The organism is Streptomyces sp. NPDC018026, from assembly GCF_044327745.1.
GTDB lineage: Bacteria > Actinomycetota > Actinomycetes > Streptomycetales > Streptomycetaceae > Streptomyces > Streptomyces rubrogriseus.
Genome location: NZ_JBIRFY010000006.1, coordinates 50707 through 73267, shown reverse-complemented (window position 1 = coordinate 73267; position 22561 = coordinate 50707). Strand labels below are relative to the sequence as shown.

The 22561-nt window shown below is 72.3% G+C and carries 15 protein-coding genes and 1 pseudogene; 10 read left to right on the top strand and 6 right to left on the bottom strand.

Going from position 1 to position 22561, the window contains the following annotated elements:
* Positions 1–8: 8 nt before the first annotated feature.
* Positions 9–2267, bottom strand: coding sequence for a glycogen debranching protein GlgX (glgX, locus tag ACH4D3_RS20050; protein ID WP_398323725.1), 2259 nt, complete (start codon positions 2265–2267; stop codon positions 9–11).
* Positions 2268–2422: 155 nt separating this feature from the next.
* Between glgX and ACH4D3_RS20045 the strand changes: the two genes are divergently transcribed.
* From ACH4D3_RS20045 to ACH4D3_RS20015, 7 genes and pseudogenes are all read left to right on the top strand, one after another.
* Positions 2423–3673, top strand: coding sequence for an Ig-like domain-containing protein (locus ACH4D3_RS20045; protein ID WP_398323723.1), 1251 nt, complete (start codon positions 2423–2425; stop codon positions 3671–3673).
* Between the two features lie 156 nt (positions 3674–3829).
* Positions 3830–5032, top strand: a complete 1203-nt coding sequence (locus tag ACH4D3_RS20040) for an Ig-like domain-containing protein (RefSeq protein ID WP_398323721.1) — start codon at positions 3830–3832, stop codon at positions 5030–5032.
* Positions 5033–5077: 45 nt separating this feature from the next.
* The gene (locus ACH4D3_RS20035; protein ID WP_398323720.1) at positions 5078–5845 is read left to right on the top strand and encodes an enoyl-CoA hydratase/isomerase family protein; all 768 of its coding nucleotides are present in this window, start codon (positions 5078–5080) and stop codon (positions 5843–5845) included.
* A 318-nt stretch (positions 5846–6163) separates the two neighbouring features.
* Positions 6164–6667 (top strand): ATP-binding protein, encoded by a 504-nt coding sequence (locus ACH4D3_RS20030; RefSeq protein ID WP_385359149.1) that lies wholly within the window; start codon positions 6164–6166, stop codon positions 6665–6667.
* Between the two features lie 97 nt (positions 6668–6764).
* Positions 6765–7379 (top strand): ADP-ribosyltransferase, encoded by a 615-nt coding sequence (locus ACH4D3_RS20025; RefSeq protein WP_398323719.1) that lies wholly within the window; start codon positions 6765–6767, stop codon positions 7377–7379.
* Positions 7380–7673: 294 nt separating this feature from the next.
* The gene (locus tag ACH4D3_RS20020) at positions 7674–7886 is read left to right on the top strand and encodes an EF-hand domain-containing protein (protein WP_398324353.1); all 213 of its coding nucleotides are present in this window, start codon (positions 7674–7676) and stop codon (positions 7884–7886) included.
* 153 nt (positions 7887–8039) lie between these two features.
* Positions 8040–8720, top strand: a pseudogene (locus ACH4D3_RS20015) (NADPH-dependent F420 reductase); the annotation flags it as partial.
* 8 nt (positions 8721–8728) lie between these two features.
* On the opposite strand, the gene ACH4D3_RS20010 reads toward ACH4D3_RS20015, so the two are convergent.
* Positions 8729–9286 (bottom strand): glycoside hydrolase family 25 protein, encoded by a 558-nt coding sequence (locus ACH4D3_RS20010; protein ID WP_398323718.1) that lies wholly within the window; start codon positions 9284–9286, stop codon positions 8729–8731.
* Positions 9287–9485: 199 nt separating this feature from the next.
* Between ACH4D3_RS20010 and ACH4D3_RS20005 the strand changes: the two genes are divergently transcribed.
* Positions 9486–11915 (top strand): tetratricopeptide repeat protein, encoded by a 2430-nt coding sequence (locus tag ACH4D3_RS20005; protein ID WP_398323716.1) that lies wholly within the window; start codon positions 9486–9488, stop codon positions 11913–11915.
* Positions 11916–11940: 25 nt separating this feature from the next.
* Here ACH4D3_RS20005 and ACH4D3_RS20000 read toward each other — a convergent pair whose 3' ends face one another.
* Entirely contained in the window at positions 11941–13743 is a 1803-nt protein-coding gene (locus ACH4D3_RS20000) for a hypothetical protein (protein WP_398323714.1), read from the bottom strand.
* Between the two features lie 167 nt (positions 13744–13910).
* Between ACH4D3_RS20000 and ACH4D3_RS19995 the strand changes: the two genes are divergently transcribed.
* Positions 13911–14645, top strand: coding sequence for a D-Ala-D-Ala carboxypeptidase family metallohydrolase (locus ACH4D3_RS19995; protein WP_398323713.1), 735 nt, complete (start codon positions 13911–13913; stop codon positions 14643–14645).
* 188 nt (positions 14646–14833) lie between these two features.
* Here the strand turns inward: ACH4D3_RS19995 and ACH4D3_RS19990 are convergent, their stop codons facing one another.
* Both ACH4D3_RS19990 and ACH4D3_RS19985 read right to left on the bottom strand, forming a co-directional pair.
* Positions 14834–15781 carry a hypothetical protein gene (locus ACH4D3_RS19990; protein WP_398323712.1) on the bottom strand — a complete coding sequence of 316 codons (948 nt, stop codon included), beginning with the start codon at positions 15779–15781 and terminating at the stop codon, positions 14834–14836.
* A 4-nt stretch (positions 15782–15785) separates the two neighbouring features.
* Positions 15786–16187, bottom strand: coding sequence for a hypothetical protein (locus ACH4D3_RS19985; RefSeq protein WP_398323711.1), 402 nt, complete (start codon positions 16185–16187; stop codon positions 15786–15788).
* 164 nt (positions 16188–16351) lie between these two features.
* Here ACH4D3_RS19985 and ACH4D3_RS19980 point away from each other — a divergent pair, with 164 nt between their 5' ends.
* Entirely contained in the window at positions 16352–20947 is a 4596-nt protein-coding gene (locus ACH4D3_RS19980; protein ID WP_398323709.1) for a CHAT domain-containing protein, read from the top strand.
* Between the two features lie 150 nt (positions 20948–21097).
* Here ACH4D3_RS19980 and ACH4D3_RS19975 read toward each other — a convergent pair whose 3' ends face one another.
* The gene (locus ACH4D3_RS19975) at positions 21098–22465 is read right to left on the bottom strand and encodes an L-serine ammonia-lyase (RefSeq protein WP_398323707.1); all 1368 of its coding nucleotides are present in this window, start codon (positions 22463–22465) and stop codon (positions 21098–21100) included.
* Positions 22466–22561: the final 96 nt, after the last annotated feature.

Genomic DNA, 22561 nt, shown 5'->3' with positions numbered 1-22561 from the left:
CCGCGCCCTCACCCCGCCCGCAGCAGCAGCACCGTCCGCGCCGGCACCGTGATCTCCACCCCCGCCGGGTGCAAGACGCCCGGTGCCTCGCCCTGCTCCTCCCGCCCGGTGTCGACGACCACCTCGTACCGCTCCGCCCACGGGGCGCCCGGCAGGACGAAACCGGCCGGCTCGCCGCCCGCGTGCAGCACGGCGAGGAAGCTGTCGTCGACGACCGGGTCGCCGTGCTCGTCGCGGCCCGGGATGTCCCGCCCGGACAGGTACATGCCGACGGTGGCGGCCGGGGCGTACCAGTCCCGCTCCGTCATCTCCGTGCCGCCCGCGGTGAACCAGGCCAGGTCGCGCAGGCCGTCCGCGGAGTGCGCGCGGCCGGAGAAGAAGGCCCGGCGGCGCAGCACCGGATGGCGGTGGCGCAGGGCGATCAGCCGGGAGGCCAGCGCGAACAGGGGTGCCCACTCCGGGTCGTCCCGCAGGCTCCAGTCCACCCAGCTCGTCTCGTTGTCCTGGCAGTAGGCGTTGTTGCTGCCGCGCTGGGTGCGGCCCATCTCGTCGCCCGCGACCAGCATCGGCACCCCGGTCGACAGCAGCAGCGTGGTCAGCAGGTTGCGGAGCTGGCGGCGCCGCAGCGCGCGCACCCGAGCGTCGTCCGTCTCGCCCTCCGTGCCGCAGTTCCAGGACCGGTTGTCGTCGGTGCCGTCCCGGTTGCCCTCGCCGTTGGCCTCGTTGTGCTTGCGCTCGTACGACACCAGGTCGCGCAGCGTGAAGCCGTCGTGCGCGGTGACGAAGTTGACCGAGGCGTAGGGCCTGCGCCCGCCCCACGCGTACAGGTCGCTGGAGCCAGACAGGCGGTAGCCCATCTCCCTGACGTCCGGCAGCGCGTGCCGCCAGAAGTCCCGGACCGCGTCCCGGTAGCGGTCGTTCCACTCGGTCCACAGCGGCGGGAAGGCGCCGACCTGGTAGCCGCCCGAGCCCACGTCCCACGGCTCGGCGATCAGCTTGACCCGCCGCAGCACCGGGTCCTGCGCGATCACCGCGAGGAACGGGGAGAGCATGTCGACGTCGTGCATCGACCGGGCCAGCGCCGCCGCCAGGTCGAAGCGGAAGCCGTCCACACCCATCTCGGTGACCCAGTACCGCAGCGAGTCGGTGATCAGGCGCAGCACGTGCGGCTGGACCACGTGCAGGGTGTTGCCGCAGCCGGTGTAGTCGGCGTACCGGCGGGCGTCGGGCCGGAGGCGGTAGTAGCCGCGGTTGTCGATGCCCTTCAGGGAGAGCGTCGGGCCCAGCTCGCCCGCCTCCGCCGTGTGGTTGTAGACCACGTCGAGGATCACCTCGATGCCGGCCGCGTGCAGCGCGCGCACCATCCGCTTGAACTCGCCGACCTGCTCACCGGTGGTGCCGGAGGCGGCGTAGGCGGCGTGCGGGGCGAAGTAGCCGACCGAGTTGTAGCCCCAGTAGTTGCGCAGGCCGCGCTCCAGCAGGTGGCTCTCGTGCGCGAACTGGTGCACCGGCAGCAGCTCCACCGCGGTCACGCCCAGCCGTGTCAGGTGCGCGATCGCCGCCGGGTGGGCGAGGCCCGCGTAGGTGCCGCGCAGCTCGGGCGGGACGTCCGGGTGGAGCCTGGTGAAGCCGCGCACATGCAGCTCGTAGATGACCGAGTCCGCCCACGGCGTCTTGGGCCGCCGGTCGTCCGACCAGTCGTCGTCGTCATGGACCACGACGCCCTTGGGGACGTGCGGCGCCGAGTCGCGGTCGTCGCGCACGGTGTCCGCGACCCGCTGCTCCGGCCAGTCCCGCACATGGCCGTACACCTCGGGCGGCAGTCCGAAGTCGCCGTCCACGGCACGGGCGTACGGGTCGAGCAGCAGCTTCGCCGGGTTCCAGCGGGCGCCGGTCCACGGGTCCCAGCGGCCGTGCACCCGGTAGCCGTAGCGCTGACCGGGCCGGACGCCCGGCACGAAGCCGTGCCAGATCTCGTGCGTCAGCTCGGTCAGCCGCACCCGGCTCTCCCCGGCGCCGGGTCCCGGCCCGTCGAACAGGCACAGCTCCACCGCCTCCGCCCCGCCCGCCCACAGCGCGAAGTTGGTCCCCGCCACCTGGTCCGGGCCGGTCCGGAAGCGGGCGCCCAGCGGCACCGGGGTGCCCGGCCGGGCCGGCCCGGCGGGCGGCGGAGCGGTGCGCCGCGCGCCATTGACCACGACGGCGGGATGCCCGTCCGCGGCGGCCCGCTCCCCGGGCACCGCCTCCCGCTCGGCTGCGCTGGACACCTGTCGGCCTCCCACGGCTCGTGGAACGACGTCCGGCAGGAGGGCGTGCGGCGTCCCGGCCGCTGCTCCCCGTCGCGTCGTCCTCCCCACAGTTCTGCCCACCGGGTGGCTCGCACTCACGTTTCCCCGGGGCCGACCGGTCGTTACGGGTGGATGTGAGGCACGTACACGGGCGCGCACGGCGCGCGGGCGCCGCTCTGGCCGCCCTACTGACATGGGCAGGACTGCTGGCCGGGGCCGCCGGATGCACCTCGGACGGCGGCGGCATCGGTTCCGGCATCGGCTCGGGCATCGGCGAGATGTTCGGCAAGCAACCCGCCGCCGAGGACACCATCCGGGTCACCCCGGACGACGGGAGCAAGGCCGTCCGGCCGGACGGGAAGCTGTCGGTGCGGGTGCCCGACGGGCGTCTGGAGTCGGTCAGGGTCGTCCGGTCGCAGGACGCGCAGGAGACCCCGGTGCCCGGCCGGATCTCCGAGGACGGCCTGTCCTGGCGGCCCGACGACGGCCGGCTCGCCCTCGCCGCCAAGTACACCGTCGACGCCGTCGCCCTGGACGGCGGCGGACACCGCTCGGCCCGGCACACCACGTTCACCACCCAGGTTCCCGAGGAACGCTTCATCGCCTACGTCGCCCCCGAGAACCGCTCGGTCGTCGGCACCGGCATGATCGTTTCGCTGGAGTTCAACCGGGAGATCACCGACCGCGCCGCCGTCGAACGCGCCGTCACGGTCACCGCGGAGCCCGCCACCGAGATCCGCCCGCACTGGTTCGGCAAGGACCGCCTCGACTTCCGCCCCAAGGCGTACTGGAAGCCCGGCACCGAGGTCACCGTCGACCTGGACCTGCGGGACGTCGAGGGCGCCGAGGGGGTCTACGGGCTCCAGCACAAGAAGGTCTCCTTCACCGTCGGCCGCAGCCAGGTCTCCCGCGTCGACGCCGTCGAGCGGACCATGGAGGTGCGCCGGGACGGCACGCTGCTGGCCACCGTGCCGATCACCGCGGGCGCGCCGACGACGCCCACCTACAACGGCCGGATGGTGATCACCGAGATGCTGGAGGTCACCCGCATGAACAGCCGCACGGTCGGCTTCGGCGGCGAGTACGACATCCCCGACGTCCCGCACGCCATCCGGCTGACCAGCTCGGGCACCTTCCTGCACGGCAACTACTGGGCGCCCGTCGACACCTTCGGCCGGGCCAACGTCAGCCACGGCTGCGTCGGACTGCGCGACGACAAGGGCGGCGGTTCCGACACCCCGGCGGGCTGGTTCTTCGACCGCAGCCTCATCGGCGACGTCGTGGAGGTGGTCCACAGCAAGGACAGGACGGTCGCCCCCGACAACGGGCTGGGTGGCTGGAACATGAAGTGGAAGGAGTGGAAGGCGGGCAGCGCGGTGAAGTGACGCCGACGCGCCCTTCGGCACCCGGCCGCCAACTCGGTACGGAACGGTGACAATTCACCTGTCCCTCAACGCCCTGGCCTGCGGTTACGATGCGCCGGTGCGCGCGCGGGCGCACTGGGGCGCGGGCCCGACCAGGCCCGGCGAGGGGAGAACAAGGTGAACGTGCGTCCGATAGCGGGGGCGGTACTCGGGCTGCTGATGCTGACCGTCACCGCATGCGGTGGGGGCGGCTCGGGCTCGGGGGCCGGGGACGGCAAGGGGGACAAGGCCAAGGACGCCACCGCGGCACAGAGCGAGCAGTCCGAGGCCGTCGTCACCATCGCCCCCGAGAACGGGGCGAAGGCCGTCGACACCAGCGGCGCCCTGAAGGTCGGCGCGGCCAAGGGCAGGCTCACCGAGGTCGTCGTCAAGGACGGCAAGGGCACGAAGGTCGACGGGAAGATAACCGGGGACGGCGCCACCTGGACGCCGTCCACCCACCTGGCCGCCGCCACCACGTACAGCGTGCACGCGGTCGCCAAGGACTCCGCGGGCCGCACGGCCGCCGAGGACTCCCGCTTCACCACCCTGACGCCGAAGAACACCTTCATCGGCACCTTCACGCCGGAGGACGGCTCGAAGGTCGGCGTCGGCATGCCGTTCTCGGTCCGCTTCACCCGGGGCATCACCAACCCGGAGGACGTCGAGAAGGCCATCACCATCAAGACCGAGCCGGCCGTCGAGGTCGAGGGCCACTGGTTCGGCAACGACCGCCTCGACTTCCGGCCGGAGAAGTACTGGAAGGCCGGCACCAAGGTCACCGTCGACCTCAACCTCGACGGCGTCGAGGGCCGCGACGACGTCTACGGCAAGCAGGCCAAGACCGTCTCCTTCACCGTCGGACGCAGCCAGGTCTCCGTCGTGGACGCCAAGAAGCACACGATGAAGGTCGTGCGGGACGGCAAGACCGTCAAGACCGTCCCCGTCACCACCGGCGCGCCCGGCTACGAGACCTGGAACGGCCAGATGGTCATCACCGAGCGGCTCGCGGTGACCCGCATGAACGGCGAGACCGTCGGCTACGGCGGCGAGTACGACATCAAGGACGTGCCGCACGCCATGCGCCTGTCCACCTCCGGCACCTTCATCCACGGCAACTACTGGGGCGGCGACGCCTTCGGCAACCGCAACTCCAGCCACGGCTGCATCGGTCTGCGCGACGTGCGCGGCGGCTGGGACAAGGACGCGCCGGCCCGCTGGTTCTTCGAGAACTCGATCATCGGCGACGTGGTCGTGGTCAAGAACTCCGAGGACGCAACCATCGCCCCCGACAACGGCCTCAACGGCTGGAACATGTCCTGGGAGAAGTGGAAGGCCTGAGGGGGCGGCTGCCGCGGTCAGTGAACGCCCGCTAACCTGCGGGGCATGACCGTACATCTCGAAGTCGCCGAAGGCGTCGCAACGCTGCGCCTGGACCGTCCGCCGATGAACGCGCTGGACGTCGCCACCCAGGACCGGTTGAAGGAGCTGGCCGAGGAGATCACCCGGCGCGAGGACGTGCGCGCCGTGGTGATCCACGGCGGCGAGAAGGTGTTCGCGGCGGGCGCGGACATCAAGGAGATGCAGGTGATGGACCACGCGGCGATGATCGCGCGGTCCCGTGCCCTGCAGGACTCCTTCACCGCGGTGGCCCGCATCCCCAAGCCGGTGGTCGCGGCGGTGACCGGCTACGCGCTGGGCGGCGGCTGCGAACTCGCCCTGTGCGCCGACTTCCGCATCGCGGGGGAGAACGCCAAGCTGGGCCAGCCCGAGATCCTGCTCGGCCTGATCCCCGGCGCGGGCGGCACCCAGCGGCTGTCCCGGCTGATCGGCCCCTCCAAGGCCAAGGATCTGATCTTCACCGGCCGCCAGGTGAAGGCCGACGAGGCGCTGGCGCTAGGCCTGGTGGACCGGGTGGTCCCGGCCGCCGAGGTCTACGAACAGGCGCACGCCTGGGCCGCGCGGCTCGCCAAGGGCCCCGCCATCGCACTGCGCGCGGCGAAGGAGGCGGTCGACACGGGTCTGGAGACGGACATCGAGACCGGCCTCGCCGTCGAGCGCAACTGGTTCGCGGGTCTGTTCGCCACCGAGGACCGCGAGCGCGGGATGCGCAGCTTCGTGGAAGAGGGCCCCGGCAAGGCCAAGTTCCTCTGAAGGCCACCGCTGCACACCCCCGCAAGAAGTACAAGTTTCATCCGAAGTCGCGTTGTACCTCTTGCAATTGACGCGATGTCTGATCCGGGTCCCTCGATGGGGCGGTTTATGGCAGCCTTAACGCACCATTAAGCGCGCCTTGTCGAGGGAGTCCGTCGCTTGTCTCCGGCCGAGCCGTTCGCGCAGGTCACAGGGGCTGTTTCCGGCCCCGAACTGCCTGTGGCATATGCCGATCGACCGTCGCCCGACCGGGCTCCCGCGGAGGCGTATTCCCCGGGAACGGCCCCGGAGGCCCCCGAGGGCGGCCATGATGGGGGCATGGCGGGGCTGGATGGTACGGAACAGCCGCGGGGAGCCGGACGTGCGACCGCGGCGCGCTGGTCGCCCGCGGTCGAGGACGAACGCGCGCTCAAGGCGCTGGACCTGTTCGGCAACCCGACGGAGCGCGAAGTTCCGTTACCTTCCCGGCCCGAGTCCGCCGCCACCGCCCGCCGGCTGGCCCAGGTCGTCGCCCTGCGGCAGTGGCAGCTCGGCCCCAAGGTCACCGAGGACGCCGTCCTCCTCGTCTCCGAACTGGTCGGCAACGCGGTACGCCACACCGGTGCCCGGGTCTTCGGCCTCCGCATGCGGCGCCGCCCCGGCTGGATCCGGGTCGAGGTCCGCGACCCCTCCCGAGGGCTGCCCTGTCTGATGCCGGTGCAGGAGACGGACATCAGCGGGCGGGGCCTCTTCCTCGTCGACAAGCTCTCCGACCGGTGGGGCGTCGATCTGCTGCCGCGCGGGAAGACCACCTGGTTCGAGATGCGGGTCCTGGACCGCTGAGCGCCCATCTGCCGCTGAAATCAACCCGGTTCGACGGACACGCCACCTACGGGTGAGAATCCGGAACGTGCCGCTCCGTAGCCGGGATCGTATCCGCATGATCAGCACTCGCCTGCGCCGACGGACCGCCGCCGCCGTCCTGTCGCTCTCCGCGGTCCTCGCCACCACCGCCGCCACCGCCCCCGGTGCCGCCACGGCCCCGTCGGCCGCCGCCGCCAAGGCCGCCCCGGCCTGCCCCCAGTTCGACGACAAGACCAAGGCCGCCGCCGACCGCGGTGTCGACGTCGACCGCATCACCCCCGAGCCGGTCTGGCGCACCACCTGCGGCACCCTCTACCGCAGCGACAGCCGCGGCCCGCAGGTCGTCTTCGAAGAGGGCTTCCACGCCAAGGACGTGGAGAACGGGCAGTACGACGTCGAGAAGTACGTCCTGGTCAACCAGCCCTCGCCGTTCGTCTCGACGAGCTACGACCACGATCTGTACAAGACCTGGTACAAGTCCGGCTACAACTACTACATCGACGCCCCCGGCGGCATCGACGTCAACAAGACCATCGGCGACACCCACAAGTGGGCCGACCAGGTCGAGGTCGCGTTCCCCGGCGGCATCCAGCGGAAGTACATCATCGGCGTCTGTCCGGTCGACCGGCAGACCAAGACCGAGATCATGAGCGACTGCGAGAGCAACCCGCACTACCAGCCCTGGCACTGACCCCGGCCGTCCCGGCTCAGGGGCGCAGCCCAGCGACGCCGGCGTCTTGCGCACCCACCCCTCGTCCTCGTCGGGGAAGACCACCGAGTGCGCCGGGAAGGCGATGACCCCCGCGTCCCGGCCGCCGGACTGCGGCACGAGGCTCGTGCCGCAGTCCGCCGCGGGGAACGCCTGGAGCCGCCCACCGCCCATGAAGAGCAGTTCAGGTGGGTGGTCGCCGCACTGGGCGCTCGGACGGCCGGTTAATCTGGCCTGCGTCAGATGGACCCAATGCACGGAACGAGGGGCGGACCGGTGGCCGACATCGAGGAAGCACGCAAGCAGTTCGAGCGGATCGACACGGACGGTGACGGCTTCATCACCGCGGCCGAGTTCAAGGCCGCGCTCGCCCAGGGCGGCGACTGGAACGTCACCGAGTCGGTGGCCGAGGTGATCATCGCCGACCGCGACCTCGACGGCGACAAGCAGCTGTCGTTCGACGAGTTCTGGGCCCACCTGAACAAGTGACGACACGGTGCGGGGCGCCCGGCGGTCACCCGGCGGGCGCCCCTTCGCAGTCCGGGCGCGTTGCTGCGGGGGAGTGAAGGCGGGACGACGGCGGAATAGCCCGCCGGGCCCGGAGGTTGCTGGTCCTCAACGGCAGGACACGACCTCCGAAGGGCCAGGCGAGTCAGCATCATGAAGATCGGCATCATCGGCGCGGGCAACATCGGCGGCAACCTCACCCGGCGGCTCACCGCCCTCGGACACGACGTCTCCGTCGCCAACTCCCGCGGTCCGCAGACGCTCGGCGCACTGGCCGAGGAGACCGGCGCCACCCCGGTACCGGTGGAGGAGGCGGCGCGGGGCGCCGAGATCGTGGTCGTCACCGTCCCGCTGAAGCGGGTCCCGGACCTGCCGTCCGGCGTCCTGGACGGCGCGGCCGAGGGCGTCGCGGTCCTCGACACCGGCAACTACTACCCGCAGCAGCGGGACGGCCGGATCGCGGGGATCGAGGACGAGGGCCTCACCGAGAGCCGGTGGACCGAACGCCACCTCGGCCACCCGGTGATCAAGGCCTTCAACGGCACCTACGCCCAGGACATCCTCGAACGCCCCCGTCCGGCCGGCGCGCCCGACCGCATGGCGCTCCCGGTGGCCGGCGACGACGAGGCGGCCAAGGCGAAGATCCGCGCCCTGATCGACGAGCTGGGCTTCGACACCGTCGACGCCGGCGGCATCGACGACTCCTGGCGCCAGCAGCCGGACACCCCGGTCTACGGCCTGCGCGAGGGCGTCGACGGCGTCGCCAAGGCGCTGGCGGCGGCGTCCCCGGAGCGGCCCGCGGCCTTCCGGGGCTGACCCCGCCCTCAGGCGCTCTGGGCCCACTCCTTCAGCGCGGCCCTGCTCGCGAAGTCCGCCACGTTGGTGTCGACCGGGTCGTCGGTGTACTGGTGGAAGCGCCACTTCGCCTGGATGCGCGGCTTGCCCGCCGAGACGTAGTCGGCGATCCAGAGCCCGTCACCGGCGTATGAGGTGGTGTCGATGTTCAACCAAAAGTTCCGGTTGCAGTAGAGAATGACCCGGTTGTCCGGCCGCAGCGCCTTCACCTTCTTGATGAAGCTGTCCTTCTCGGCGTTGCTCGGGTGCGTGCCCTCGCCGTTCGTCTCCCAGTCGACGGCGAGGATGTCTCCCTTGCGGTCCGGGGCCTTGGAGACGAAGTACTCGGCCTGGGCGGTGAGGTTGCCCGGCCACAGGAAGTGGTAGAAGCCGACGGCCAGCCCGGCGTCGCGGGCCCGCTCCGTCTGGGCCGCGAGTTTGGGATTGACGTACGAACGGCCCTCCGTCGCCTTCACGAAGACGAAGGACAGGCCGTCGGTGTCGTAGCTGGAGGACTGGTACGCGCTGACGTCGATGCCACGCAGCATGGGGCCTCCCTGAGGGGCTGTGGGGGGAATGGTCGCGTCGTGATCGTGATCGTGATCGTGACCGTGTTCGTGTTCGTGTTCGTGGTCGTTCCCTGGTCCTTCCCCTCCCCATTCCCCGTGACGGAGTCTGGGATTCCCCTCGGGGCCCTCGCGCTCGTCGATAGCATTGCGAGGACGAGGAGTTGGGGAGGGGACCGGCGTGGAGCCAGTGCTGGGCATGGTGGTTTCGGCGGTCGGCACGGTCGCTTCGGGCGCGCTGTCCGGCGCCGGCGGCGAGCTGGGCCGACGGACCTCCGAGCGGCTCTTCGACCTGCTGAGCCGTCACCCGGGCGGCGCCGCGGACGGGGACGCTTCGGGTGACGGGCCCACCCTGCCCGTCACCGCGTCCGAGAGGTCGGCGGCCGCGTTACGGCTGATGGAGCTGGTGCACAGTTCCCCGCAGGCCGCACGTGATGTGTCGGAGTGGGTGCGGGAGGCGGCGTGGCTGGCCCCCCGCCCGGTGCCCGCGGTGGCGCACGGTGCCTCCCGGCCGCGGATGCTGCCGCCCACGACCGCGGTGTTCACCGACCGCGCGGACGTACTCGCCTGGCTCACCGCCCTCCTGGACGACGGGAACCGCCCGCGGGGAGCGCCCGTACTCGCCGCGCTGACCGGTCCCGGCGGCATCGGCAAGACCGCCGCCGTCGTGCACTGCGCCCTGGAACTGGCGGACCGGTTCCCCGACGGCGTCCTCTTCGCGGACCTGAACGGCGCCTCGGCCGGTACCGCGCTGCCGCCCTCCGACGTACTCGCCCGGTTCCTGGAGCGGCTGGGGGTGCCGCCCGCCGCGGTACCGGGCGACGAGGCACGGCAGCGGGACCTGTACCTGGACTGCACGGCCGACCGCCGCATGATCGTCGTACTGGACAACGCCCACGACGACGCCCAGGTGATCCCGCTGCTGCCGGCCTCCGCGGAGTGTCTGGTCCTGGTCACGAGCCGGCACCGGCCGGGGCGTCTCGTGGCGCAGCACGGGGCCCGGCCGTTCGCCCTGGGACCGCTGTCGTCCGAGGACTCCGTGGACCTGCTCAGGAGGGTGGTCGGGGACCGCCGTCCCGCCGTGCCCGACCACGCCGTGCGGGCCGTCGCGGACGGCACCGGCGGCATCCCCCTCGCGCTGTGCACCACGGGCGCGGGCCTCGCCGTACGCGAACACCTCAGCTGGGAGCGCGTCGCGCACCGGCTGTCCGACCGGATCCACGGCCACGACCGGGAGGACACCGCCGTGCGGGACGCGCACCCGGACGACGACGGTCCCGGCACTCCGGCCGACCCGGTCCGGGCTGCCCAGGACGTCGCCTACCGCGAACTGACGCCTGCCTGCGCCGCCCTCTACCGCGCCATCGCGGCTGCCGCCTGGCCGACGGTCACCGTCCCGTGCGCCGCGCAGGCCGCCGACGTCCGGGAGCGGGAGGCCCGCGTACTGCTCGAACGGCTGAGCCGGGTGCATCTGCTGGAGGAGGTCGGCGAGGAGCGGTACCGCTTCCACGACCTGACCCGCGCCCACGCCCGGGCACTGGCGTCGGCCGAGGACGGTCACACCGGGATCTCCGCCGCCGTCCGCCGGGTGGCCGTCGGGCAGTTGCGGTTCGCGGCCGCCGCGGACTTTCGGGTCATGCCGAAACGGTGGCGGCTCGGCCCCGCCTACCAGGGACTCGTCCTCCCGGCGGAGCGGGACCCCGCCGACGGCAAGCGCGCGTTGGCGAGCCTGCGCCGGGAACGGGAGAATCTCGCGGCCGTCATCAGGTCCGCCGCGCAGCACGGCTTCGACGACCTCGTGTGGCAGCTGTGCGAGGCGATGTGGACCCTGCATCTGCGCCTCGGATTCCACGCCCAGTGGATCGACACCCATGTGCTCGGCGTCGAGGCGGCGCGGCGCAGCGCCGCGGAGTTCGGCGACCGCCGCGCCGTGGGCCGCATGTGGACCCAGCTCGCCTTCGGGCACATGGGTGCGGGGCACGCGGACGAGGCCGAGGCCGCGCTCCGGCGGGCCGAGGTGGCGGACCGGGACTGCGGACACCACCGGGGGGAGGCGAGCGCCGTCGAGGCGCGAGGGCTGCTGCGGCTGCGGCAGTGGGAATTCACGGCGGCCGAGCGGTACTTCGAGGAGGCCAGGGAGATCCTGGACCGCATCGGCCCGGACGACGACGGATGGCGGGACGTCCCCCGGGCCACCGCCCTGCTGACGCACCACATCGGCCGCGCCCTGACCAGGCAGCGGCGCTTCACGGAGGCCGCGGCCCCCCTGTACGACGCCCTCGCGCGGTTCCGGCGCCTGGACGGCGGCGGCGACCGCTACAACGAGGGCCGGGTCTACATGAGCCTGGGCGATCTGCACCTGGACGCGGGAGACCCGGATCAGGCGCGGGTGTGCCTGGACGAGGCCGTCAAGGTCATGACCGAGGACGGCGCGGGCCTGCAACTCGCCGACGCCCTCCAGGCCCGGGCCCGCTGCCACCGCGCCGCCGACCGCACCACGCAGGAGGCGGACGACCTGCGCGGTGCCGCGGGGTGCTACGAGGACGCGGGAAACGACGACGAGGCGGCACTCGCCCGGGTACGGGCCCGCCTGGCCGAGATCGAGACCTGACCGGCGGCCCCGAAGCGGTCCCGGTTCACGCCGGCCGTGCGGCGGACGGCTCGATGGTGACACGGTGCACGGCGGCCCCGGTGCGCACGCGGAGGACGGGTCCGGCGTCGGCCGGTGCCCGGCCGCTCGCCGTCCAGGCGTAGAGCGCGCCGGCGTAGGCGGCCGGATCGCACAGATCGGGCCGCCCGGCGGCGTCCGGCGCCGCCGTCAGACGCAACAGCTCCCCGTCCCTGGTGCGTACGTAACAGCGGTCCGGCCCGTCTACGAAGGCGACCAGCCCGCAGTACGGATGGCTCGCCAGGGCCTCCGCCGCCCAGGCCGCGGGCGGACCGAGCCGAGGATCGTCCGCGGCCGCGCGCCGTACGACGACGTCGGCGACGCTCAGCCGGCCGGGCTCGCGGGTCTCCTCGTCGACCATCGTGTGCGCCGACTCGGCCGGCGCGTCCGATTCCTGCGGCGGATCCGGCTCGTCGCCGCCGACGGCGTACCGCACGAGGTCGACCTGCGGGGGATCCGCGCCGATGTGCCGGACCAGGACCCGGACCGGTGCGGTGGCATGTGCGGGGTGGAACGGCGGCAGCGGCAGCGGTTCGAGCAGCGCCGCGTGCGACCGGGGCTCGGGCAGGTCCAGCAGGCCGTAGAACAGGCGGCGCAGGAGCACCGCGGACTCACCGGGCGCCGAACTGGTCTGCTGTGCCAGCGCCTTGTACCGGCCGGGCTCGTGTGCCTCGACGGCACGGTCGATCTGCGCGCGCAGGCTGCCGTGCCGCAGCAGCCGGGGTGCCGTGCGTCCGAGGGCGGCCACCGGGGAGCCGGGGTCGAGATCCTGCTCGGGGAAGGCGCCGAGGACGACCGGGATGCCTATGGATGCCGCGTAGTAGGTGACGCTGGAGTGGTCTCCCAGGACGCAGTCGGCCGCGATCAGCGCCTGCCGCCATCCTTCGAGGGGCGGTACGGCGTCGAGACCGGCCCGCCGGGCGTTCTCCAGCCAGGCCCGGACCTGTCCCGGACCGTGGCCGTACCAGATGTTGGGGTGCAGGACGGCGGTCGTACGGTACTCGTCGGCCGGCAACTCCGCCGCGAGCCGGGACAGCAGCCAGGGCAGCAGGTCGTCGCGGTCCTCGCCGTCTCCGCCGAAGAGGGACCGCGGTGCCCAGGTCGAACCGACCACGATCAGCCGCCGGTCGGGCCCCACGCCCAGTGCGCGGCGGAACCGTTCGCGCTGGGGGAGCGCGGCGAGGATGCGGTCGTAGCACGGGTCTCCGGCGAGCACCGCGGTGGGCGCCGCCTCGGGACATGCCGCGCGCAGCCGCTCCACCTGCTCGGGATGGGACAGTACGGTCGCGGTGGCGACGGGTCGCCCGTCCTCAAGAACCCACTCCGGCGACAGCCCGAAGACAGGCGGCAGGTGTCCGGTGTCCGGTGTCCGGTGTCCGGTGTCCGGTGTAGCCAGCCTCTTATTGTATCCAACGCCGTGTGACAGTACGACCAACTTCCCCTTGACCGCTCCCAGTTCGCCCCCATAGCTCGCCGACACCGCGAGATCGAACGGCGTGTCCTTGGCCTGCTCCCACGGCAGGACCGGCAGCCCCGCCCGGGCCAGTAGCTCGGGCACCCCGGCGAGGAACGGCGACGAGCCCGTGCAGGTGGCGAACATCTGCACGCGCAGGTCGCCGTCGAAAAGCGGCAGCACATCGAGCAGGCGCGTCGCGGACGTCACGTTGTGCACGACGAACAGCACGCGTCGGCAGCCCACCCGGGTGACCCAGCGCTCCGCGTCCGCACCGGCCGGCACCCGCAGTCGTACCGCCTCCGCCCCACCTGTCATCGCCGGTCCGGTCCCCTGAATGGTCTGGTCCACTGTCGCCCTGGCCGTCCGATGCTATCCGGCGATCGGCTGCCCGCAGGCACTGTTGACGCGCGTAGCGCCGTGCTCCACGCTGTGCTCTGGTCCACGATCGGACCACCCTCGACTGCGACGCTCGGGAGGCCGGGATGTTCAGACGCGTGTCACGTCTGCTTCTCTCATTTGTCATGATCGCGACAGGAGCTGTCATCGGCGTGGGTGCCACCGCCGGCACCGCACAGGCAGACTCCTGCTACACCTGGAACCGCACGCTGCGACAGGGCTCTTCCGGCAGCGACGTGACGCAGCTCCAGATCCGCGTCGCCGGCTGGGTCACCTCCGGCGAACGCCTCTCCTACGACGGCCAGTACGGCGCCAGGACGGCCGCCGCCGTCAAGAAGTTCCAGGCCGCCTACGGCCTGGGCGCCGACGGCATCGCCGGCCCCGCGACCTTCAGCAAGATCTACGCGCTCCAGGACGGGGACTGCACGCCCGTCCACTTCACCTACGCCGAGCTCAACAAGTGCAACTCGGACTGGTCGGGCGGCGCGGTCTCCGCCGCCACCGCCAAGTCGAACGCGCTGAAGACCATGTGGAAGCTGGAGGCCATGCGGCACGCCCTCGGCGACGTGCCGATCACCATCTCCAGCGGCTTCCGCTCCCGCGCCTGCAACAACGCCGTCGGCGGCTCGTCCACCAGCCGCCACCTCTATGGCGACGCTGCCGACCTCACTGGCTCGCCCAGCTTCTGCCGGCTCGCCCAGCAGGCCAGGACCCACGGCTTCTCGGAGATCCTCGGCCCGGGCTACCCCGGCCACAACGACCACACCCACGTGGCCTTCGACCCGTCGCCGTACTGGTCGGCACCCAACTGCGGCATCTGAACCGCCGGAGCCAATCCGCTGCGGACCCCCGCTCGTCCAGGGAGACGTCCTTGGTCTCCCTGGACGAGCGGGAGGGCAGCGAGAGGTACACGCCGACCAGCAACGGCGAGCCGTGACCGGCCTCCCACAGGCCGATGGCCGAGCCGGCCGTCGTGGTGTCTGCCCCGGACCTTTCCCGTGCTGGTCCCTCAGCCGTCGCCCCGGTCCGGGGGCGGGGGCGCGGTGGGCGTCAGGTAGCGGGTGAGGGTGTCGGCGGCATCGAGGGTGAGGGGGGCGGTGGTGTCGAGGCCCAGCTGCTCTGCCAGGGCGCGGGTGTACAGACGGGTGGCGGCTTCCAGCAGAAGCGCGTACGCGTCGACGGCCGCGTGCGTACGGGCCCGGGCAGTGAGGGCGAGTACGCAGGCGACCGGGGCGGCCGGCCACCACCAAAGGGCGAGAGGCAGGTAGAGCAGGGCCCAGGCGGCCAGCGTGGTCGCGCGGGTGAGGGCCTGGCGGGCGGTGGTGACCTCGCCGCGGGGCCCGTCGGGGAGTGCGAGCCACAGATGTGGCCAAACGGTGGCCAGGTCGAGGCCTTGATCGCGCTCGATGCGCACCGCCGCCGCGTTGAGACGGTCGCCGCTCCAGGTGGGACGCGTGGGTACTTCGACCGCGATACGTGTCATGGCGCGTTCCGCGGCTTGCCGGGCGGTGGGATCGGCCGGGTTCCCGGAGGCCAGGGAACGGATGTCGTCGTCGCGACGCCGGTGCCAGGCCCGGGCGGCCGCGATCCACGCGCGACGCCTTCGGGCCGTGCGCCGGGCGGCGAGTCCGCGGGCAGCACGTGGCCAGGCGGGCCAGTCCGCGGCCAACCAGAGCCGTTCCAGCAGGGAGCCGAGGGCTTGCGCGGCAAGTCCCGCCATCGCTGCGACTGCCAGCACCGCCACCAGCAGGACGACCTGGCCGCCGGCCCCGGCCGCGCCCGAACGGTTGGCCCAGGCGGTGATCCGGTCGGCCACGCGGGACAGGTCGAACGGGTGAGTGTGGCCGAGGGCGACCGCGGCGGTGGCGACTGCCAGGTAGAGGGCACCGGGCAGGGCGAGCAGGGACACCCACTTCTCCGCCAGCTTCTTGCCCACCTCCGTCAACAGCCCGCCCACCGGATCAGAGCCGTTTCCTGCGTAGGGCCACGCCGCTCATCCGGCACTCCGGCACCGGTTCGGTGGCCCGTCGTGGCCACCAGGAACGCGTGCACCGGCCGCCGGGGCACAGATACACGTGTTCACCCGGGCTCGGCCGCCTGATCCCTTCCGGCCGCATTCCCCGGAGGCCGGATCCGTCGTCGGCGTAGCCGTCCAGCCCCCATGGATCGCCGCCGACCTGCAACACCGCGTGCAGCCCGTCCAACGCGTCTGCCACGTCGTCCCCGTCCCGCACGGCGGCCAGTACCCTCTCCACCGGGCTGTCGTCACCGGCGGTCACGGACCGCAGATCCCTGCGGATCTCTTCGAGGTGACGGCACACCGCCGCCAACCGCTCTGCGGCGTAACCTCGTTCGTCGGCCATGGACCACCCCCGTACGACTGAATCGGCCGCCGCCCCGCCCACGGCCGACTAATCTGACACCCCATTGGATTGTTGCACCGAACAACGGGCGCTGCGTCGGTCCACCCTCCCCATGTACCCGGTAGGGCGTGGCCGCCGAGGACGGTACGGACAGGGGGCGTGGGGTGCGCGACGAGTTGGTGGCCGCGGTGTGGGCACGGCTGGGGCGGCTGGCCGGGACGAGTGACCCTTCGGCGGTGATGGAGCCGCAGGCCCTCGCCGACGCCCAGCGGCTCGCCGCGCTCCTGCGTACCGCCGACAGCAGCGGGCACAGCGACGTAACGGCCTGGTACGCACTCGGCTGGTTCCACTGGAACCGGGCAGCCGCGCTCCCCCTCGGCGTCAACCACACGGATCTGATGGCCGCGGTGTCGGCCTTCGTTCCGTGCTTCCTCGATGGGGCCCAGGGCCTGCCGGAAGGCGCGCTGCCGGTCGTCGCGGGGCATGCGGCACCGCACGCGGCCGACCTGTTCCAGCGGGCGACGAAGTCGGCCGACCCGGACCTGCCGTCGGCTGCGGTGCACCTGTGGGAACGCGTGCTGAACGCCACGCCACCCGGCTTCCCCCAGCGTCCGGTGTACCAGGCCTGCGTGGCGGGCGCGCTGCGGCTGCGGTTCTCGCGGGCCGGGGACCGTGCCGACCTGGACGGAGCCATTGACGTGGCACGCGACGCGCTGAGGGCCTTCGCAGCCGACGACCCGCAGCGGATGAAGTGCCTGAGCCTCCTGGGAGACGCCCTGCGCGTGCGGTTCACACGAGCCGGGGACCGGGCGGACCTGGACGAGGCCGTCGACCATCTCAGGGCCACGGTGAGGACGGTGGCCGCCGACGACCCCGAGCGGGCGGGATACCTGTCCAACCTGGGGATCGCGCTGGTGCCGCGGTACGAGCAGACCGCGGACCTGGCGGACCTGGACGAGGCGGCCCGCAGTCTCCGGAGCGCGGTGGCGGCCGCCCCGGCCGACCATCCCGACCGAGCGACGTACCTGTCCAACCTGGGGTCGGTGCTGAGGATCAGGTTCCGGCGTCTCGGGGACCAGGCGGACCTGGACCAGGCCGTCACCGTCGAGCGAGAGGCGGCGGAGGCCACCCCCGGCGACCACCCGCTCCGGCCTCTGTACCTGTCCAACCTCGGGGTCGCGTTGATGGAACGGTTCGAACGGACCGGCGACCAGGCGGACTTGGACGAGGCCGTCCGCAGTCTCCAGAGCGCGGTGGCGGCCACCCCCGACAATCACGCGGAGCGCGCCACGTATGTGTCCAACCTCGCGGACGCGTTGCACGCTCAGTTCGAACGTACGGGGAACCAGACGGAATCAGGTGACGCTGTCGTGGCCGCACGGGAGGCGCTGGGCAGTCTCCCCGCCGACCACCCCGGCCGGTCGAGTTTCATGGCCAAGGTCGCCATCGCGCTCCTGTCGCGGTTCGAGCGCATCGGCAACCGGGTGGATCTGGACGAGGCCGTCGACCATCTCAGAGCCGCGGTGGCACTCGTCCCCGGCGACCACCCGGTCCGGGCGGGGTACCTGTCCAACCTCGCAGCCGCTCTGCAGTCGCGGTTCGAGCACACCGGGGACCGGGTGGATCTGGACGAGGCCGTCGACCGCCTCAGAGCCGCGGTGGCACTCGTCCCCGGCGACCACCCGGACCGGGCGGGGTACCTGTCCAACCTGGGAGTCGCGCTGCAGTCGCGGTACGACCGCAACGGCAACCCGGCGGACATCGACGACGCCATCGCCGCGGTACGGGACGCGGTGGCCCTCTTCCCCGGCGACCATCCCGACCGGGCCGTGTGCCTGTCCAACTTGGGAGTCGCGCTGCAGTCGCGGTTCGACCGCGCCGGAGAGCCGGCGGACCTGGACGAGGCCATCGCCGCCCTGCGCAACGCCGTTCACACCACCCCCGACGACCACCCCAACCGGGCCGTGAGCCTGTCCGCTCTCGGGCTGGCGCTGCGGGCCGGATACGAGCGCTCCGGGGATGCGGGGGACCTGGACGAGGCCGTCGCCGTCGGGCGGGAGGCGGCGGAAGCCACGCCCGACGATCACCCCGTACGGGCGCTACGGCTGTCCAACCTCGCAGTCACCCTGCAGGCGCGTTTCGGGCGCACCGGGAACCAGGCAGACCTGGACGAGGCGGTCCGCGGTCTCAGGACGGCGGTGGCGGCCGCCCCCGACGACCACCCCACGCGGCGTTTGCTCCAGTCCAACCTGGGTCAGGCGCTGCGCGCCAGTTTCGAACGGGCCGGGGACGTGACAGACCTGGACGAGGCCATCGGTGCGGAGCGGAAGGCGGTGACGGCCACCCCGGACGACCATCCCGATCGGGCGCGACACCTGTCCAACCTCGCAGTCGCCCTGACGGCGCGTTTCGGCCGCACTGGGGACGGCGCGGCCTTGGACGAGGGCGTCGACTGCCTCCGGGCCGCAGTGGCGGCCACCCCCGTCGAACACCCGGAACACCCCCGATACCAGTCCAACCTCGGATTGGCGCTGCTGTCGCGATTCGAGCGCACCGGTAACCCGTCGGACCTGGACGAGGCCGTCACTGTGCAGCGGAAGGCGACGGGATCCGCTCCCGACGGCCACGTCAACCGAGCGCAGCACCTGTCCAACCTGGGGCAGGCACTGCTGGCCGGATTCGAGCGAACAAAAGACCGAGCGGCCCTGGGCGAGGCCGTCGACCGCTTCCGGGCCGCAGTGGCGGCCACCCCCGTCGAACACCCGGAACATCCCCGATACCTGTCCAACCTCGGGGTTGCGTTGACGGCGCAGTTCAAGCAGACCCAGGAGGAGGTGGATCTGAGAGAAGCCATCGACCACTTCCGAGCCGCAGTGGCCGTCATCCCCGCCGACCACCCGGAGCGCGCCAAAGTCCAGATCGGCCTCGGTACCGCGCTCTGGGTCAGATCCGAGCGCACCGGGAACGCGGCGGATCTCGACGCGGCCGCGGCCGCGTACGAAGAAGCCTGCGAATCGGTTACGGCAAGCCCGACGGTCCGCGTCAAGGCGGGAAGCGCCATAGCCTCGCTGCTGGCCACGTCGGACACGGGACGGGCGGCCGACGCAGCGGAGGCCGCGGTGCTGCTGCTGCCCGAGTTGACCGCACGGCAGCTGGGGCGGGTTGATCAGCAGCACGCGCTCGGTCAGTTCGCCGGCCTCGCCGTAAGCGCCGCGGGGCTTGCGCTGGCCGATCCTCGCACGGACCGGCGTGAACGGGCCGCCAGGGCGCTGCGGTTGCTGGAGGCGGGGCGGGCGGTCCTCTACAGTCAGGCGCTGGACACCCGTGACGACATCACCGACCTGGAAGAACGTCACCCGGGCCTGGCCGCACGATTCGTACGCCTGCGCGCCCAACTGGACCAGCCCGTTGGCGACTCCGCCCTCGGCGAGCTCCTGGACACGGGCGCCCTGGCGGCGGGCGAGGAGCGCGGCGCTGCCCTCGACCGGTACGACCTGGTCCGCGATTTCGCCCGGACCCTGAGTGAGATCCGCGCGCTCGACGGGTTCGGATCGTTCGCCCTCCCGCCCAGCGTCGAGGAACTCGTCGCCGAGGCATCCCAGGGCCCGGTCGTGGTGTTCAACATCAGCCACTTCCGCAGCGACGCCCTGGTACTCACCCACGACGGCATCACCTGCCTGGAACTCCCCGGCATCACCGTCGCCACCGTGAATGACCGGATCACCGCCTTCCACCAGGCGCTCACCGCTGCCTCCACGGGCGCGAACACCGCTCTCCGGCGCGCGGCGCAGGACGACATGACGGCGGTCCTGGAATGGCTGTGGGACAACGCGGCAGGACCAGTGCTCGACTTCCTGGGCCATCACCGGCGGCCGTCGGTGGAGGCCGACTGGCCGCGGGTGTGGTGGGTGCCGGGCGGAGTGCTGGGTCTGCTGCCGCTGCATGCTGCGGGCCACCACACCGATCCCGCCGACGACGCGTGCCGACGTACCGTCATGGACCGGGTCGTCTCCTCCTACACGCCGACCGTCCGCGCCCTGCGCCACGCCCGCCGCACCGGTGGCGGCCGGGTCCTGTCACCCGACGCGCTTGCTCGGGGCCTGATCGTTGCCATGCCCACCACTCCCGGAGTGCCCGGCCTCGGCCGCCTTCCTTACGTGGAGGCGGAGGCGGAGCTGCTGCGCCGGCACCTGCCGGGTGCTGTCCTGCTTCGTGAGCCCGACCCCGCGCAAGCGGACGCGGCCGCCACGAACCTGCCCACCAAGCCCGCCGTTCTGCGTCACCTGCCGGACTGCCCGATCGCGCACTTCGCCTGCCACGGTGCCAGCCACCCCGCCGACCCCTCCAGGAGCCTGCTCCTGCTCCACGACCACGCGTCCGACCCGTTCACCGTCGCCAGTCTGGCCCCCGTCCGCCTCGGCCACGCCCAGTTGGCCTACTTGTCCGCCTGCCGCACCGCGGCCGTCAGCAACGTCGAGTTGATCGAAGAGTCCATCCACCTGACCTCCGCCTTCCAGCTCGCCGGCTTCCCCCATGTGGTGGGCACCCTGTGGGAGATCAGGGACCAGACGGCCGCCGCCGTTGCCGACGCCTTCTACACCCACCTGCGCACCCCTACCGGGGCGCTGGACACCGGCCGTTCGGCCTGGGCACTCCACCAGGCGGTACGCGGCCTGCGCGACGGCCACGACCTGCCGGGCGCGCTCGACCGCGCCAAAGTCCCCTTCCTGTGGGCCGCTTACCTCCACACCGGTGCCTGACCCCCGAGGCTTCGCAGCGGCGTGGTTGTGCCGTCGTATGCCGCGATCGCCGCCGGTGTCGCTTGACGGCGTCCTCCATGGCGAGGCGTACGGCCTGAGCTTGGTCCTGGTACCGAAGATCCGCATGGCCGCGCCGTCTCCGCGGCGGCCCTAGCACTCGATGATGTTCACCGCCAGCCCGCCCCGGGCCGTCTCCTTGTACTTGACCGACATGTCGGCGCCGGTTTCCTTCATGGTCTTGATGACCTTGTCGAGGGAGACCTTGTGCGAGCCGTCGCCGCGCATCGCCATCCGGGCCGCGGTGACCGCCTTGACCGCGGCCATGCCGTTGCGCTCGATGCAGGGGATCTGGACCAGGCCGCCGACCGGGTCGCAGGTGAGCCCGAGGTTGTGTTCCATGCCGATCTCGGCGGCGTTCTCCACCTGCTCCGGAGTGCCGCCGAGCACCTCGGCGAGGGCGCCCGCCGCCATCGAGCAGGCGGAGCCGACCTCGCCCTGGCAGCCGACCTCGGCGCCGGAGATGGAGGCGTTCTCCTTGAAGAGCATGCCGATGGCGCCGGCGGCGAGGAGGAAGCGGACCACGCCGTCCTCGTCGGCGCCGGGCACGAAGTTCACGTAGTAGTGCAGGACCGCGGGGATGATGCCGGCCGCGCCGTTGGTCGGGGCGGTGACGACCCGGCCGCCGGCGGCGTTCTCCTCGTTCACGGCCATCGCGTAGAGCGTGATCCACTCCATGGCCAGGGCCTGCGGGTCGCCCTCGGAGCGCAGCTTGCGCGCGGTGTTCGCGGCGCGGCGGCGGACCTTCAGGCCGCCCGGCAGGATGCCCTCGCGGGTCATGCCGCGCTCCACGCACGCCCGCATCACCCGCCAGATCTCCAGCAGGCCCTCGCGGATCTCGTCCTCGTCGCGCCAGGCCCGCTCGTTCTCCAGCATCAGGGCGGAGATGGACAGGCCCGTCTCCCGGGCCAGGCGCAGCAGCTCGTCGCCGGTGCGGAAGGGGTACTTCAGGACGGTGTCGTCCAGGACTATGCGGTCCGCGCCCACCGCGTCCTCGTCGACGACGAAGCCGCCGCCGACCGAGTAGTAGGTCTTGGTCAGCACCTCGGCGCCCTCGGCGTCGTACACCCACAGCGTCATGCCGTTGGCGTGGTAGGGGAGGGCCTTGCGGCGGTGCAGGACCATGTCGTCGTCGTAGGAGAAGGCGATCTCGTGGTCGCCGAGGAGGCTGATGCGGCCGGAGGACCGGATCGTCTCGACGCGGGTGTCGGCCGTCTCCACGTCCACCGTGCGCGGCGAGTCGCCCTCCAGGCCGAGCAGCACCGCCTTGGGGGTGCCGTGGCCGTGGCCGGTGGCGCCGAGCGAGCCGTACAGCTCGGCGCGGACCGAGGCGACGGAGTCCAGCAGCTCCTCGTTGCGCAGGCGGCGGGCGAACATGCGGGCCGCGCGCATCGGGCCGACCGTGTGCGAGCTCGACGGACCGATGCCGATCGAGAACAGGTCGAAGACCGAGATGGCCACGGGGACTCCTCAGAACGGGGGTGGTGCGGAGGGGGTGCCGAGGGGCGGGGCGCCCGGCCGCTTGTGGCGGATGCGGCGCCCCGTCCCCCGGACGCG

What these genes read in the sequence shown, in the direction of transcription:
- ACH4D3_RS20025 (WP_398323719.1), top strand. Translation starts at nt 6,765, where the DNA reads ATGATCAGCACTCGCCTGCGCCGACGGACCGCCGCCGCCGTCCTGTCG.
- ACH4D3_RS20000 (WP_398323714.1), bottom strand. Translation starts at nt 13,743, where the DNA reads ATGACAGGTGGGGCGGAGGCGGTACGACTGCGGGTGCCGGCCGGTGCG.
- ACH4D3_RS19995 (WP_398323713.1), top strand. Translation starts at nt 13,911, where the DNA reads ATGTTCAGACGCGTGTCACGTCTGCTTCTCTCATTTGTCATGATCGCG.
- ACH4D3_RS20030 (WP_385359149.1), top strand. Translation starts at nt 6,164, where the DNA reads ATGGCGGGGCTGGATGGTACGGAACAGCCGCGGGGAGCCGGACGTGCG.
- ACH4D3_RS19985 (WP_398323711.1), bottom strand. Translation starts at nt 16,187, where the DNA reads ATGGCCGACGAACGAGGTTACGCCGCAGAGCGGTTGGCGGCGGTGTGC.
- ACH4D3_RS20010 (WP_398323718.1), bottom strand. Translation starts at nt 9,286, where the DNA reads ATGCTGCGTGGCATCGACGTCAGCGCGTACCAGTCCTCCAGCTACGAC.
- ACH4D3_RS20035 (WP_398323720.1), top strand. Translation starts at nt 5,078, where the DNA reads ATGACCGTACATCTCGAAGTCGCCGAAGGCGTCGCAACGCTGCGCCTG.